A 15,607-nucleotide genomic window follows, 5' to 3' on the forward strand; every position below is an offset into this window, starting at 1 on the left:
CCGGGGTTTGCGCGACCCTCTAGCGTGGATGCTTGAAGCCGGCTACTCGTGTTAGCGGGGTTTTTGTGATGTGCGAATCCTCGCAATCGACGTTTCCCCAGCCGCAGGCGGCGCGGTTCCTCCCCGAGATTTTCCACATTTCCACAGGAAGGCCGCCACCTACTACTGGATCTGTACAGGAGCATATAGGATTATGTGCCCCCAGAATGCCGATCCAGCGCCCCTAGAAGACCGAGAAACGACCGGATCGCCGCCCCCAGAATGCCGTGGAAAACTCCACATTTCCACAGCCCACTGATTGATTGTCGGGGCAAGCGCCCCTAGAATGCCGAGCCCTACATTGGCTTTACCACTGGATGCGTCTTGGTCCCAGCGCCCCTAGAATGCCGACTCGTGGATCCCCTGGCGTTTGTCGTCGCCTACCGACGCAATGGCAACGAGACTCGCAATTGCTTCAAAGCCTCCGGGTCCTAAGACCTGAGGGTGGACTCCCGGTGGGCGGTTTGATTGATCGATGGTCGTCCAGCTAGGGACATGCAATTATTTCGCGCCAAATCTGGACTTCGTCGTATATGTGGTCCCACTCAACCCTTCTCGTGGCGTACAGATTGGAGGCAAATGTGAAGAGCAGCGAGATCGACCAAGTCACTGAGCTATCCCAATTTGATAGCATCCGAAGCGCAGCGGTTGTTCGTGAGTTGCCTCACTCCACCACTTCGCCAGGTGCTGCTGAAGCAACTGCATCAGCTGGCACTGCGGGTGCTACCCCTTCAGGACTTGCACCGCTGAGTCTCGAGCGTCCAGTGGATGTGAAGGCGGCTGCCAGCTTTCTCGGAGTAAGCCCGTCCCTCGTTTACGCTTATGTTGAGCGGAAGCAGATTCCCCATTTCCGAATGATGGGGCGCACTGTCCGGTTCAGGCTGTCTGAACTGGCGCAGTGGCGCCAACAGTTCCACGTGAATGGAGGGACAAATGGCTAAACACGGGCGTCCACCGATGATCGGCGGCGCAGTCTACAAGAGAAAGAACTCGATGACTTGGCAGGTTCGCTACAAGGACCAGAAAGGAGAATGGATACGCGAGTCGGCGGGCACTGCCGACCGCCAGGAGGCGGAGCGGTTCCTTCGAGACCGCCTTGATGCGCGAGACGAAGGGCGTCTCTCTGTTCTGCTTAGAAGCAAGGAGTTCACCTTCAACGCGTGGGCGGACTGGTTTCTCGAGCGACGATCGAAGCCACCATTTCGCAGCCCCGGTAATCACCAACAGAACCTGAATGCGCTGAAGTTCCTGCGACCCGCATTTGGCCATATGGCCTTAGCCGATATCACCGCAGAGGCTGTCGAGGACTATCTCGCGGTTCGTCTGCAGTCGGGACGACGAGTTCGCACAAAGTTCGGTCTGGAGTTGCGTGGAACGATCAAGCCGGCAACCGCGCATCAGGAGCTCCGTATCCTGTCGCACATACTGAATGTCGCCGTGAAGCAGAAGGTGCTGGGCACCAATCCGTGTCTGTCAGTCGAGTTTCCGGCCTCAGTCCGGAAAACGACCAGGAAGCCGCATTACATGTCGGCGAGCGAGCAGGCTAGGATCGAACTCGCTGCTCCGAGCTACCTTCGAAACGTCGTGATCATCATCGCTGAGCTGGGATTGCGATACAGGAAGGAGCTTCTTCCGATGAAAAAGAACCAGGTCGATCTCGAGAACGCGCTGGTTCATATCTCGGATTCGAAGACGGCGACTGGGATTGGTGACATGCCCCTTTCCCAAACGGCTCGAGAGGCGTTCCGGCGTCAGATCGAAGAGACGCCGGGGAGCGAGTATCTCTTCCCCAGCCCTAAACAGAATGCGTCCAAGCCCTACATGACGAATCTCCGAAAGGTCTGGGCCGCGACCCTGAAGAAGGCTGATGTTCCATACTTCGCCCCGTACGAACTGCGGCACACATTCGCAACCAGGCTCAGTGCGGGTGGTGTGGCCGATCACATGGTGACCCAGATGCTCCGGCAGAGCGACGCTGACGTCTTCAAGCTCTACAGTCAAGCCAAGTTGGGGATGATGCGGGAAGCGCTAGCGAAGATCGATCGGCAAGCCAATGAGCGGGGGATTTCGAGCACACACGATGCGATCTGAACGAGTTTCTGCACACTTTCGTGCACACTCTCTGCCGGCAGATGTTTTGAGGAGATGAAGATGGACTGATTCTGAAGGAGTTAGTTGGTCGGGCCGCCGAGATTTGAACTCGGGACCTCTTGCACCCCAAGCAAGCGCGCTAGCCAGGCTGCGCCACGGCCCGACACCGTGAAACGAACATCCTCATTGTCGCACACCCATGTCCCTCGCACCACCGCAATGCTTTCGGGACGCCTTCGGGTCCTCGGGAGCGGCCTGCCCGGTTGTCTATTCATCCTGCCCCGGGGCAGGCACCCCATACCTACTCAATTTCCGCTGATCGAGAGACCGGGTCTGCTTTGTGCCGGGCGCAAGGAGTCATGACCGAGATGTGCCAGCCGCCGCCCAAAATCGAGCATTCGCCGAGGCTAAACGAGAGATCGAATCGAGACGTAGTTTAACTGGATATTAAGCTCAAGGCTAAATCGTTGAGAATCATAAAGGATGTAGCGTGAGTTAGTTGACTTGCCTGGCTGCTCAATGTAGTTTTGCATTGAGGTCTCTTTGCGGTCTGATATCGCTCGCTTTATTCCCCTGGCTTCATGCCTTTTTGTGCTGGGTTCTTCATTTTCCGTCGCACAGGTTAGAGACACGCCTCACCGGCCGGATCTGCTTCAGCGCGCAGCCGGGGTGGGGCTACTCGCGCAGTCCATGGTCTTCCAGTATCAGGCAGGCGCGCATGCAGCGGCCGGACCTGACCTGGCTGTCAATGTCGCTCGCGGGAATAGTTTTGTGCGGGGCCAGATCAATGCGACTTACTTGATTCGAGTGATTAATACAGGTAGCACTTCCACCGCGGGCGCCATTACTGTGACAGAGGCTCTGCCGAACGGCATCTCCCTCATTTCGATGTCCGGCACCGGTTGGTCGTGCCAGGGCCATATTTGCACGAGAAATGATGCCTTTTCGGCCGGACAGATGCTCCCGACCATTCTGGTGCTGGCATCAGTAGCCCCGAGTGCTCCGGAAACCGTCGTCAACTCCATTACCGTATCCGGTGGTGGGGACTCCGACCCGACAAACAACACCAGCATTGATACCTCTCCGGTGGGCTACGGCGGTTATCTGGTCAGGTGGGGGGACTCGGGTGCGATTGGAGGCTATATTCCTTACCAGGCGACGGACGTCGTTGCCGCGGCGACCGGGGATCAACACGCCGTGGCGCTCAGGAGCGATGGCACGTTGTTGTTGTGGGCGGCCTACGGGAGGGAGAGTTCCGTGGTCGGCAGTGCGTTGACTGGGGTGATCGCCGTCGCGGCCGGCAAGGATGCCACCTGTGCGCTGAAAAGCGACGGTAGCGTGGCGGCTTGGGGCCGCCTGGCGCAATTTCCTCCGCCCCCTTCGAATCTGCGCGATGTCGTATCAATTGCGGCCGCGTCCGGGCATTGCCTGGCGCTTAAGGGCGACGGCACGGTCGTGGCGTGGGGCACCTCCCCCGACGGCGAATTGAGCGTACCTCCCAATCTCACCGGGGTTGTGAGTATCTCCACCACGACTGGCCAAGCCATAGCGCTGAAGTGGGACGGGAGTGTCGTGACCTGGGGAAATTCCGCGCCGGCTGTTCCCAGCGGCTTATCCAAACTGGTCAGGGTGCGATCGGTTGGCGGGGGCACGATGGCCGGGGTCCGGGCAGATGGTACCGTTGCTGCCTGGAATACCTCAGGGGGCGGACTCGCCTCGGTTCCTGCGAATCTGAATCATGTAGTGGACCTGGCTGGGGACGGATATGTCCTTGCAGTCAAAGACGATGGTTCTGTGGTTGGCTGGGGTAACAACGACAAAGGGCAAACAGGATACGCTCCTCAACTGGCGCATGTGAGCTCAATCGCAGGAGCGTCCAGCCACGCGGTAGCGGTCATTTCCACGCCTCTCATCAGCATCACGATTCAGCCGTTAACCACTGGTGTTCGGGGTCCCATCAGCGTAACCACGCCCAAACCAGCCATCGTGTTCGATGGGATTTCCTATTCTGAGCCTTACACGCTGACCGTCATACCCGGCAGCCAGCATCAGATCTCGACTACCGCGACACAGGTCTTCGCGCCTTATGTCCGCTATCTTTTCAGCAGCTGGAATATTGGTGGGCCCCTCGCCCAGACGGTCTATCCGAGCGCGGACACCACTTACTCCGCTACTTTCCGGACTCAATTCCAACTGAACACCGCGGCTGGAACTGGAGGATCGATCTCGCCCGGTTCGTCGTTCCTGGATGCCGGGTCGGAGGTGCTGATCCGGGCAGTTCCGCAAGCCGGGTACCAATTCAGCGATTTCACGGTGTCTCAGGTGTCCGAAGGTAACAATCCGCTACGGCTCACCCTGGACTCGGCGAAAGACGTCACTGCCAATTTTGCGCAACCTGCCAGCGCATTGCTGCGCGTCACCCTGCAGGCGCTGCGTCCCGCGATCCAAGGGCAGCAGAATGCCGTCTATCTGGCCCGCATCGTCAACTCCGGCACTGGTCCGGCCAGCGGAATTGTGCTTCAGGCCGCGGGCACGGGCCTCACCGTACTCAAAGCATGGGGCACCGGTTGGACCTGCAACGCCAACTCGTGCACGCGATCGGACACCCTCCTCCAGGGACAGGCGTATCCGGCCGTTGTGCTGATCGCGGCAGTGGATTCTGGTACAGGTTTTGTGGCACCGATGGTCACAGTTACTGCTTCCGGCCCCAGCCAGGTCAAGGGAGCGACTGCGTCGTCGAAGGTGTTTGGCTCCGCGAATGGCATCGTGGCCTGGGGCGACAATACATACAGTCAGGGCAGCTTCCCTGCCGGATTGACGAACCTTGTCGATGTCTCGGCCGGAGCGCGCCACAGCCTGGCGCTAAGGGGCGACGGAACGGCTGTAGCCTGGGGCGACAATTCAAAACTGCAGACGAAGGTGCCCTCAGGCCTCCTGAACGTCGTTTCGATCGCCTCCGGTGCCTATCACAATCTGGCGCTCAACAACTCCGGCGGTGTAGTTGCCTGGGGGGAGAATTTCAGCGGCCAGGCCACAATCCCCTCGTCACTATCACAGGTTGTGGCCATTGCGGCCGGCGCCAACCACAGCCTGGCGCTCACGAGCAGCGGAACCGTGGTTGCGTGGGGCGCCAACGGCAGTGGTCAGTCGACCGTGCCCGCGGGGGTCACCAATGCCATCGCCATCGCCGCGGGCGGCGACCATTCCCTGGCGGTGCTGGGCGACGGCAGCGTGGTGGCGTGGGGCAGCAATACGGCTGGCGAAAGCAACGTGCCGGCGAACCTCACGCGTGTCGTGTCGGTGGCGGCCGGGACCCACTTCAGCATGGCGGTACAGGACGACGGAACTGTGGCCGTGTGGGGCAATAATCCCGCCTCGATTCTCTCCGGGATCCCTCCGGGGCTGTCGGACATCCGTGCCGTGGCAGCCGGCGATGGGCATGGGATCGCCCTGTCCTGGAGCGGCACGCCGCAGGCCTGGGGCGCCAACGGCAGCGGGCAGGCGACCGTGCCTTCCAACTTGATTGAAGTGTCGGCTGTGGCGGGCGGACTGTCCCACAGCCTGGCCATCAGTTCAGTTCCTGCTCCGATCTCGGTGCAGATTTCAATGGGGGTAGCCGGAATCGTCTTTGTGGTGGATGGAGTGTCCTACTCTTCGGGGCAGGCCTTCACTTGGACGGCTGGCAGCCCGCACTCTCTATCCATTGCTTCACCCCAGAACAGCTCCGTGCCCGGCGTCCGGTATGTCTTCAACGGCTGGTCGGATATTGCCGCACCTGCTTCCCGGACAATTCAGTTCTCTGCCAACTACAAGATTGACGCCACGTTGTTCCCGCAATTCCTGCTGACTACCTCCGCTTCGACAGGAGGTGCGATCACTCCATCCACGGGGTATGTGGATGCGGATTCCTACTTAAGCATCCACGCGGCGGCGAATTCAGGGTATGCGTTTTCCGGCTTCAGTGGAGACCTCCACGGGTTGGCTTTTCCCCGGCAAATTCAAATCAGAGGGCCCATGGCCATCGACGCCAACTTTGTTCCGGTCCAACCCCGGGCTTCGCTGAACATTGACCTGCGCCATACCAGTGCATTCCTGCGTGGACAAACCAATGCGGTCTATCTCCTGCGGGTTGGTAACGAGCCGCAAGGTGGACCAACATCCGCGCCGGTGCAGGTGACGCTGACTGCCCCGGCCGGCCTTCAGATCACATCGCTTCGCGGACCTGGCTGGAGTTGCGGGAACAACTCCTGCTCCAGGAGCGATACCCTGGCCGGCGGCCAGTACTATCCCACGATCCTCGTGCTGGCCTCGATCGATCAGAACGCGCCAGCCTCGTTGGCGCTACAGGCGTCAGCGAGCGGGGGCGGTGATCCGATTACCCACACCGCTCTAGATTCCACCGCGGTGAATGCCACGGCAGTTCCGGTCTTGTGGTCGACACTTAGCCTGGTCGAAACCGCCCCAATGCCAGCGAGTCTGAACGACGTCGTAGCAGTGTCCGTGGGCGGAGACCATCTCGTAGCCGTTCGTAAGAATGGGACCGTAGCTGCATGGGGTGGGAACGCCGAGCACCAATGTGAGGTGCCACAGGGACTCACGGACGTCATCGCGGTCGCGGCGGGTAATCTGTTTACGATCGCGCTGAAGTCGGATGGGACGGTCGTGGGATGGGGTTACCCTTCCAACATCGTGGGCATTCCGTCCGGACCCACTGATATTGTTGCGATTGACGCAGGCCAGGATTTTGAAGTCGCCCTGAGGGCGGACGGCACCGTGCAGTACTGGGGCAGGCTGACCGGGGTGAACCCTATCCTGGCAGCGCTGGCCAAGAACGTAGTCGAGTTAGGAGTGGATACCTGGGCCAGCGTTCTGACGGCCGACGGGTCGGTGCTGCAACTCGGCTTCGGAAATGCCAATCTTCCGCCAGCGAACCTTCCGAAGGCCGTCGCACTGGAATCATTTGCCGCCCTTGCCGCCGACGGCACACTCACGCTGTGGGGCGTAAACTTGGCGCCCCCTGCGAGTTGGACCGGCCTGGCCAGAATAGCCCTTGCGGGCTGGTGCAGGCTGGGGCAGAAGAAGGACGGGACAATTCTGACCTGGGGCTGCGAGGACGCCGCCTTCACGGCCCAACCGCAGGATTTGACGAACGTGACGGCGATCGCCACCGGCGGCGCCGGCGCCGTTGTCCTGACGACCTCACTCCCCACCGTGACCTACCAGTTGAAGTCCGCCATCGGTGGCGTAACGGTGGATGGCGTCGCCTATCCCTCCGGACAGACGTTCAACTGGTCCTATGGCAGCAGCCACGTCATCGCGGTCGATTCGCCCACCGCTGCTGTCAACGGGCAGCGCTCCGTGTTCAATATGTGGACCGACGGCGGGGCCGTCTCCCACACTGTCATCGCCTCCTCCCTGCGGCCGCGTGTGATTGAGGCCTTTTTCGCCGACCAGTACTACCTCACTACGACCGCCACGGTGGGCGGCACCATCACGCCACCCAGCGGCTGGTACAACAAATCGTACCTTCAGGTGGTGGCGAAGGCGGATCCCGGTTACATTTTCAAGGACTTCAGCGGGATCCTGGCCGGCAGCAATCCCACGACGAGTTTTTATCTGTTCCAGCCGTCCAGTATTACCGCTTACTTCGAGCCGAATGGAAAAGCGCCGGTGCTCTCGGTGACCAGTACGCATGTCGGCGATTTCACGCAAGGCCAGAAAGATGCTTACTATCTGGTGGTCGTCCGCAATGCCTCGGGTGCTGGGCCAACCAACGGCACCGTGATCGTCACGAATACGCTGCCGGCCGGGCTGACCGCCGTTTCCACGGAAGGCAACGGCTGGTCCTGCGCCACTGCCACGAGTTGCTCCCGCGGCGACGCCCTGGCCGCCGGCGCCAGCTATCAGCCGATCATGGTGAAGGCCGTCGTCTCTTCGAATGCATCGTCTCCACAGGTGAACCAAGTCAGTGTCAGAGGGGGCGGCTCGGCCAGTGCCAGTAACTCCGACTCCACGAACATTCTGACGCTCGTCAATTTGGTGAGTAACCCTCCGGGGCTGAACGTTGTCGCGGACGGATTCACCTACCCGACGCCCAAGGCCCTGGGTTGGGCCGCGGGTTCGAGTCACACAATCAGCATCTCCTCGCCGCAGGGAACCGGAGGCACTCGACGGCTTTTCACAGGGTGGAGTGATAGCGGTGCCCAGTCGCACACCGTGACAGCCGGGACCAGTCCTGTCACTTACACGGCGAACTTCAAGACCCAATACGCCTTGATCACCAATGTCCTGCCAGTTGGTGCTGGGAGCGTGACCACGGTGCCCTCCGCGGCTGACGGCTGGTTTGATGAAGCACAGATCCTGCAGGTGACTGCCAGTCCGGCGTATGCCTATTCCTTTACATCCTTCAGTAATGGCCTCAGTGGCGCAGCCAATCCGCAAGCGCTGACGATGTCCGCCCCGAAGACGGTCACCGCCAGCTTTGCCGCGATTGATCCGCATCCCAGCGTGATCAGTGTCAGTCCCTCGTCGGGTTCCGGCTCGCCCGCGACGTTGACGGCCGGGTATTCCGCCGGACTGGGCTACCAGAACCTGGCCTGGGTGCAATTGCTGGTGGCCGCCGCTCCCGACGGTGGAGGGCAGCCATTCTGCTTCATCCATTACGACGTCCAGGGAGACTCGTTCTGGGTGTATGGCGATGGCGGTTTCTTCGTTGGTCCGGTGAAACGGGGGACGCCGAGCGCACTTCTGCAAAACTCCTTCTGCGGTTTCAATACAAAGACATCGACGGTGACAGGGAATGGGACCGCGCTTACGTTGAAAGCCGATATTCTCTTCAAAGCGGCGGGGGCGCGAAACATCTACCTCCGCGCCTACACGATCGGCGAGCTCGACACGGGCTGGCAGCTGAAAGGCACATGGACGACCTCGGCCGCGGTTTTGGGCGCAATGAGCGCCGTGCCGAACTCCGGATCGAGCGCCCTGCAGACCTTCGCGGTGACCTATGCCGACCCTGCCGGCTTTGAAGGCGCACCGCTGGGCTGGATGCAGTTCCTCATTGCGAAAGCCACCGATGGCGGAGGGCAGCCGTTCTGCTTTGTCCACTACGACCGGGCCGGCAACGGGCTGTGGATGTACTCCGGAGATGTGGGCTTCTTCCTTGGTCCCGTCGCCCCAGGGGTAGCCTCGAACGCTCTCGACAGCAGCGCGTGTTCGATCAACACCGGCACCGCTTCCGCCAACAGCCAATCAGGCGTCCTGACACTGAGCGTCCCCGTTACCCTGAAGGCGCCGATGGCGGGCGCCAAGGATCTCTATCAACGCATGCTCGATCCGCTGAATCGCGACTCCGGGTGGGTCAAGACCGGCGCCTGGACCATTCCGTAGAAGCTCACATTACTGCTACCGCAGATGGTTGCCCGTGGAATCGACCACGGCAACCATCTGCTGAGCAAGGCATTACATTCGGGTGAATCTTCCGATGGGAGAATATCTGCCGGATAAGCAGGCCTAAGTTGACTCGACCAGGGCTCCGTTGTAAGTTTATGCAGGGGCTTCTTGCGTATCACTTATAGCTGTATCCTCCACTGCGGTTTCGCATTATTTATTCTGAATTCCTCTGGGTGTATCGCCCAATCTTCCGTTGTGCAGGCCAGCGCCACGGATTCCGGCGCAACTGACGTCATCCAAGGTACGAAGGATGCCGGCCCCCAGCAGGCTGCCGTGCCGGCCAACGCCGGTTCTCCGGCCGCGCTGAAGATCAGCATTTCCCGGATGAGCACCTTCCTGCGCGGCCAGACGAACGCTGCCTACTTGATCCGGGTTGGGAATGACGCATTGGCCGGTCCGACCGTGGGACAAGTGCAGGTGACAGTGCCCGCTCCGGTTGGACTTCAGATTTCGAAACTGAGAGGCCCAGGTTGGTCATGCAATGCCACATCCTGTGTCCGGACCGACGTTCTTGCCGCTGGAAAGAACTATCCGGCCATTACTGTGCTTGCCTCGGTCGACATCAATGCGCCGGACCCACTGATTTTGCAGGTATCAGTGGCCGGGGGGAGCGATCCCGTTGTGAAGTCGGCTAGCGATGTCGCGACAGTTCGAGACACGGCCGTGCCCGTCGTCTTCACGCCGAGCATCAACTATCCATATGTACCGATGCCAGGCAATCTCTCCGATGTTGTTTCTGTGTCGGCCACCGGTGAGATATTGGCCTTGCGAAAAGATGGCACGGTGGCGGCCTGGGGCTGCCCCGACGACTACCAGTGTGCCGTCCCGGCTGGTCTCAACAACCTCATCGCGGTGGCTGCCGGCTCGTCCTTCGGAGTAGGGCTGAGATCGGATGGGACAGTTGTGGCGTGGGGACCCGGCCCGGGGGGAACAGGCGTACCTGCCGGCTTAACTGATGTCGTCAAGATCGCAGCGAACGACCATGTCGGTTTGGCCCTCAGGGCGGATGGAACTGTCAGCGCCTGGGGGGACACGCAATACATCTTCACGACGACAGTGAAGAATGCCACGGATATTGTGGACGTGTCGGCCGGCTCGAACGTGATTGCCCTGAGGTCCAATGGCGTGCCGGTTGCGTTCAATAACTTTTACTCTCCCATGCCCGCAGGAATCACAGATGCAGTCTCAGTAGTTGCCGGTGCTTCCATGACCGCCGTGATTCATGCAGACAATAGCATCACCATGTGGGCTGACTACGGCCTGCCTGACCTGACCGGCTGGAGCAACGTCGACAGCATGGGGCTTGGCGCCGGGTACTGCGGCGTCGCACTGAAGAAGGACGGGTCTCTGGCCATGTACGGCTGCGAACCGGACCACGGCCACGCGGTTCCTACTGACCTTCAGAATGTGACGGCGGTGGCCGGCGGTGGGATCACCGTTGTATTGCTGACCTCTACTCCCCCAGTGGTTGCCGTGCAGGTCTACTCCGGCGGGATGCCATTTTATGTGGATGGGGTCCTTTACCAGGCGGCCCAGAATTTCAGTTGGGTTTACGGCAGCAGCCACAGTGTGCTGGCCCTTGATTTCATCGGCGGTGGAACAGGAACCCGCTACCGTTTCGACAGCTGGAGTGATGGGTACGGCCCAGCCCATACAATATCGGCCAACTCCATTCGGTCGGCCAGCCTGAACGTGTTTTACAGGCCTCAGTACTTCCTGACCACCATCGCTACCCAGGGGGGCTCGATCTCCCCCGCCAGCGGCTGGTATGACCGCGGTCAGGTCATGATTTCCGCCGGCGCTATCGGCAACAACACCTTTACGACCTTTGCCGGCGCCTATTACGGCAGTCAGCCCGTCTTCAGCCTTTACCTGCAGAATCCGGCCACAGTCTACGCCATCTTCAGCGGCTTACCGCTTCCACTCAGTAAGCTGTCGGTGACACCTGCATCCGGCTCAGGCCCTGGCGTATCCCTGAGTTCCACCTACACAGCCGCTGCCGGGTTTAACGATTTGGCCTGGTATGAACTGCTGGTCGCCGCCGCACCCGACGGCGGAGGCCAGCCTTACTGCTTCGTCCACTACGATGTGCAAGGCAATGGGTTCTGGGTGTATGGCGATGGCGGCTTCTTTGTTGGCCCCGTCCAGCCGGGCACGGCCAGCGGCGACCTCCAGAATTCCCTGTGCGGACTAAATACAAAGACTTCTAGCGTCTCCAGCTCCGGCGCTACAGTCACCCTGAACGCGAACCTCGTCTTCAAGGCCGCCGCAGCGTATAACGTGTATGTCCGGTCATATACGCTCAGCGAGACGGACAGTCAGTGGAACCTGAAGGGGACCTGGAATCCGACGGTGGCGCCCATGGCTGGCATGAGCCAGGTGCTCAACTCCAGTGCAGGCAGCCAGCGAACCTACACCATGACCTACCCGGACCCGGCCGGCTTTGGGGGCACGAACAAGGGCTGGTCGCAATTCCTCATCGCCGCGGCCACGGATGGTGGCGGCCAGCCCTTCTGTTTCCTGCACTATGATCGTGCCGGCAATGGGCTTTGGATGTACTCGAGCGATGTAGGCTTCTTCCTTGGGCCGGTTGCACCCGGGGCCGGATCCAACCTGCTGAGCAGCAGCGCGTGCTCCATCGATACCGGCACTGCCCAGGTCACGAATCTCGCCAGCGGCTTTACGCTCAAGGCAACCCTCAACACCAAGCCGCCCATGTCCGGCAACAAACTGGTGTTTCAGCGTACCCTCGATCCCCTGGGCCGCGATTCGGGCTGGGTTCAGACTGGTACCGCGGTTATTCCTTAGTTAAGGGGAGTGTGTTGCCGGCTACGCGCTGCCGATGAACATACCCGCCAGGAACACCAGCACTCCGCCCAGAACAACTTGCAGCGTGGCGGAAACAATGGGCGTGTCCATGTAGCGGTGCCGCACCCAACTGATCACGGCCAGTTCGACCGCCACCACGGCTACGGCCGAGGTCATCGCGAGATGGAAGTTCGGAATCAGGAAGGGCAGCGTGTGCCCGATGCCGCCGGCCGTGGTCATCAGACCGCAGACGACGCCGCGGATCCAGGGGTGCCCACGGCCTGTCAGGGAACCGTCGTCCGACAGTGCCTCCGCAAAGCCCATCGAGATGCCTGCGCCCACGGAAGCGGCCAAGCCGACCAGGAACGCGTTCCAGCTGCTATGCGTGGAGTAGGCGGCCGCAAATAGGGGCGCCAGTGTCGAAACGGAACCGTCCATCAGCCCGGCCAGGCCCGGTTGCACGATTTGCAGTACAAACAGACGGCGCTGCGCGGCATCTTCCTTCTCTCGCTCACCGTGAGAGAGGTGTTCTTCCTCCAGTGATTCGGCCTGGGCGGAGTGCTTGCGCTCCTCCTCGGCCAGATCGCCCAGCAGCTTGCGGATCGAGGCGTCGGAGACCTGCTGCGCCGCCTTCTCGTAGAAGCGCCGCGTCTCCAGTTCCATGATCTCCGCCTGCTTGCGCACTACATGGATGCCCAGAGGGCGCACTAGCCACACCGGCCGGCGCTGAACAAATCCATTCACGTCCGTGCGCCGGATCAACGGGATGTGTTCTCCGAACTTGTGCTGATAGAGCTCAATCAGACGCGCGCGATGGTTCGATTCCTCGCCACGGATGCCGTCGAACATGGCCGCCGTGGCCGGGTAAGTCTCACGCAGGCCGTCGGAGAAGTCCGCATAGATGCGCCCGTCTTCTTCTTCCAGCGCAATGGCCAGGGCGAGGATCTCGCGCTCGTGCAGGTCTTTGAAATTGCGGGCCATGTCAGAGGGTATCCTGCACCAGGCGCTGCTCGACGCGCTCGACCTTATCCTGCATCGTCTGGGCTTTGTCGGTGCGGGTGCCGATGCGGATGTTGGTGGAGATGCGCGGCACCCCCAACTCGTGCAGTGCCTCGTGACAACGCTTGATGGCCGACATCACGTCGTCCCACTCCCCTTCCACGTTGGTCCCATAGGCGTGGAGCATCGTCCTGAGGCCGGATTCCCGCAGGATTCTCTCGCAGACGGTCACTTCCCGGGACACGGAGGTCCCGACACCGAGGGGGATCACACAAATATCGGCAATGGCATGCATGGCGGTAGACTCGCTACCGCCATTGTATCGGGGTGGGTGTGCCGGCTACTTGCCGGCGGCGATCTTTGCCACGGCCACGCGAGCCTGGGCCCGTTTCAGGGCGTTCAGGGCGCGGGCGACATCCATGTCGGCTGTCGGATGCAACAACCGCTCGTTGGCGCGCTGCAGAGCGGTTTCGGCGCGCTTCGCGTCGATCTCGCTAGCATTCTCGGCCTGTGCGGCCAACACCCGGACGTGGTCCGGCAGCACTTCGACATAGCCGCCGCAAATGGAGATGTACTTCTTCTGCCCGTTCTCCAGTTCGAAGGAGAGCGGACCGCAGCCCAACTCGGACAGCAGCGGAGCATGCTCCGGGAGAATGCCCAGTTCGCCGTCGAGACCGGGCACGGTCACGCCTTTCACCTGCTCTTTCAACAGCAGGCGCTCCGGCGTCGCAACTTCCAGCGTCAACAGTCCGGACATGGCCTAGTTCGCCTTCTTGATCTGTTCGGAACGCTCCAACACTTCCTCGATCGTGCCCTGCATGTAGAAAGCCTGCTCGGGGACGTCGTCGTGCTTGCCGTCGACGATCTCCTTGAAGCCCTTGATCGAGTCGGCCAGCTTCACATACTTGCCCTTGAAGCCCGTGAACTGCTCGGCCACATGGAACGGCTGGGAGAAGAAGCGCTGGATCTTGCGAGCGCGCGAAACGCTGAGCTTGTCTTCTTCCGACAGTTCGTCCATGCCCAGAATCGCGATGATGTCCTGCAAGTCCTTATAGCGCTGCAGAACGCCCTTGACGCGCTGCGCGGTGGAGTAGTGCTCGTCGCCGACAACCAGCGGATCGAGAATGCGCGAGGTGGAGGTGAGCGGATCGACGGCGGGATAGATACCCAGCGCGGCGATGTCGCGCGAAAGCTGCGTGGTTGCGTCGAGGTGGGCGAAGGTCGTCGCCGGAGCCGGATCGGTATAGTCGTCGGCGGGCACATAGATGGCCTGCACCGACGTGATCGAACCCTTCTTCGTCGAAGTGATGCGTTCCTGCAGTTCGCCCATTTCCGTGGCCAGGTTAGGCTGATAGCCCACGGCCGAAGGCATGCGGCCCAGCAGCGCGGAGACTTCCGAGCCGGCCTGGGTGAAACGGAAAATGTTGTCGATGAAGAGCAGCACGTCCTGGCCCTCTTCGTCGCGGAAGTACTCGGCCACGGTCAGCCCGGTGAGGCCGACGCGCAGACGGGCCCCTGGGGGCTCAGTCATCTGGCCGTAGATCAACGCCACCTTTGATTTCGTCCAATCGGTGGGATCCAGTACGCCCGACTCCTGCATTTCCAACCAGAGATCGTTGCCCTCGCGAGTACGCTCGCCCACTCCGGCGAACACCGACACGCCGCCGTGTTTCATGGCGATGTTGTTGATCAGCTCCATGATGACGACAGTCTTGCCGACACCGGCGCCGCCGAACAGGCCGATCTTGCCGCCGCGCAGGTAAGGTTCGAGAAGATCGATGACCTTGATGCCCGTTTCGAACATCTGCAGGCCGGTCGACTGCTCGTCGAACATGGGCGCTTCGCGGTGGATGGGGAACCGCTTCTCGGTATTCACCGGACCCTGCTGGTCCACCGGTTCGCCGAGAACGTTCAGAACGCGGCCCAGGGTCTGCTTGCCCACCGGAACGGTGATGGGCGCACCCGTCGAGATCGCCTTCATGCCTCGCACCAAGCCGTCAGTGGGCTGTAGGGCGACGCAACGCACACGGCCTTCGCCGATGTGCTGCATCACTTCCACCATGATATTGATGGGCTCAGGCACGACGAACCCTTCACTGGTGATCTTCACCGCCGTGTAAATGACGGGGATCTGCCCTTCAGGGAACTGCAGGTCGACGGCTGGTCCGGATACCTGAATTACTTTTCCGAGAACTTCCTGTTGCGCTGCTGTGGACATGAT

The 15,607-nt window shown here is 60.9% G+C and carries 8 protein-coding genes and 1 tRNA gene; 4 read left to right on the top strand and 5 right to left on the bottom strand.

Annotation, left to right across the window (positions count from 1 at the left end; genetic code table 11):
• Positions 1-572: 572 nt before the first annotated feature.
• Both ACR9Y2_RS09390 and ACR9Y2_RS09395 read left to right on the top strand, forming a co-directional pair.
• Positions 573-980 carry a helix-turn-helix domain-containing protein gene (locus ACR9Y2_RS09390; RefSeq protein WP_435040882.1) on the top strand — a complete coding sequence of 136 codons (408 nt, stop codon included), beginning with the start codon at positions 573-575 and terminating at the stop codon, positions 978-980.
• Positions 973-2,130: a tyrosine-type recombinase/integrase gene (locus ACR9Y2_RS09395; protein WP_435040884.1), complete on the top strand. Its 1,158-nt coding sequence runs from the start codon at positions 973-975 to the stop codon at positions 2,128-2,130. The genes ACR9Y2_RS09390 and ACR9Y2_RS09395 overlap by 8 nt, the downstream gene beginning before the upstream one ends.
• Positions 2,131-2,215: 85 nt before the next feature.
• On the opposite strand, the gene ACR9Y2_RS09400 is transcribed toward ACR9Y2_RS09395, so the two are convergent.
• Positions 2,216-2,293, bottom strand: a tRNA-Pro gene (locus ACR9Y2_RS09400).
• A 527-nt stretch (positions 2,294-2,820) separates the two neighbouring features.
• On the opposite strand from ACR9Y2_RS09400, the gene ACR9Y2_RS09405 reads away from it, so the two are divergent.
• Both ACR9Y2_RS09405 and ACR9Y2_RS09410 read left to right on the top strand, forming a co-directional pair.
• Positions 2,821-9,516 (top strand): InlB B-repeat-containing protein, encoded by a 6,696-nt coding sequence (locus tag ACR9Y2_RS09405; protein ID WP_435040885.1) that lies wholly within the window; start codon positions 2,821-2,823, stop codon positions 9,514-9,516.
• Positions 9,517-9,774: 258 nt separating this feature from the next.
• Positions 9,775-12,387 (top strand): hypothetical protein, encoded by a 2,613-nt coding sequence (locus tag ACR9Y2_RS09410; RefSeq protein WP_435040886.1) that lies wholly within the window; start codon positions 9,775-9,777, stop codon positions 12,385-12,387.
• 21 nt (positions 12,388-12,408) lie between these two features.
• Here the strand turns inward: ACR9Y2_RS09410 and mbfA are convergent, their stop codons facing one another.
• The 4 genes from mbfA to atpD are packed head-to-tail and all read right to left on the bottom strand — an operon-like array spanning position 12,409 to position 15,604.
• Positions 12,409-13,368, bottom strand: a complete 960-nt coding sequence (mbfA, locus tag ACR9Y2_RS09415; protein WP_435040888.1) for an iron exporter MbfA — start codon at positions 13,366-13,368, stop codon at positions 12,409-12,411.
• 1 nt (position 13,369) lies between these two features.
• Positions 13,370-13,681, bottom strand: a complete 312-nt coding sequence (locus ACR9Y2_RS09420) for an MTH1187 family thiamine-binding protein (RefSeq protein WP_435040890.1) — start codon at positions 13,679-13,681, stop codon at positions 13,370-13,372.
• A 45-nt stretch (positions 13,682-13,726) separates the two neighbouring features.
• Positions 13,727-14,143 carry a F0F1 ATP synthase subunit epsilon gene (locus ACR9Y2_RS09425; RefSeq protein WP_435040892.1) on the bottom strand — a complete coding sequence of 139 codons (417 nt, stop codon included), beginning with the start codon at positions 14,141-14,143 and terminating at the stop codon, positions 13,727-13,729.
• Between the two features lie 3 nt (positions 14,144-14,146).
• Positions 14,147-15,604, bottom strand: coding sequence for a F0F1 ATP synthase subunit beta (gene atpD, locus ACR9Y2_RS09430; protein ID WP_435040894.1), 1,458 nt, complete (start codon positions 15,602-15,604; stop codon positions 14,147-14,149).
• Positions 15,605-15,607 lie beyond the last annotated feature (3 nt).

Source organism: Paludibaculum fermentans, assembly GCF_051172195.1.
In the GTDB taxonomy this organism is placed as follows: domain Bacteria; phylum Acidobacteriota; class Terriglobia; order Bryobacterales; family Bryobacteraceae; genus Paludibaculum; species Paludibaculum fermentans_A.

Bases quoted from the DNA above. Each gene is read 5' to 3' on its own strand.
- ACR9Y2_RS09390 (WP_435040882.1), top strand. From the start codon at position 573: ATGTGGTCCCACTCAACCCTTCTCGTGGCGTACAGATTGGAGGCAAAT.
- mbfA (WP_435040888.1), bottom strand. From the start codon at position 13,368: ATGGCCCGCAATTTCAAAGACCTGCACGAGCGCGAGATCCTCGCCCTG.
- atpD (WP_435040894.1), bottom strand. From the start codon at position 15,604: ATGTCCACAGCAGCGCAACAGGAAGTTCTCGGAAAAGTAATTCAGGTA.
- ACR9Y2_RS09405 (WP_435040885.1), top strand. From the start codon at position 2,821: ATGGTCTTCCAGTATCAGGCAGGCGCGCATGCAGCGGCCGGACCTGAC.
- ACR9Y2_RS09425 (WP_435040892.1), bottom strand. From the start codon at position 14,143: ATGTCCGGACTGTTGACGCTGGAAGTTGCGACGCCGGAGCGCCTGCTG.
- ACR9Y2_RS09395 (WP_435040884.1), top strand. From the start codon at position 973: ATGGCTAAACACGGGCGTCCACCGATGATCGGCGGCGCAGTCTACAAG.
- ACR9Y2_RS09420 (WP_435040890.1), bottom strand. From the start codon at position 13,681: ATGCATGCCATTGCCGATATTTGTGTGATCCCCCTCGGTGTCGGGACC.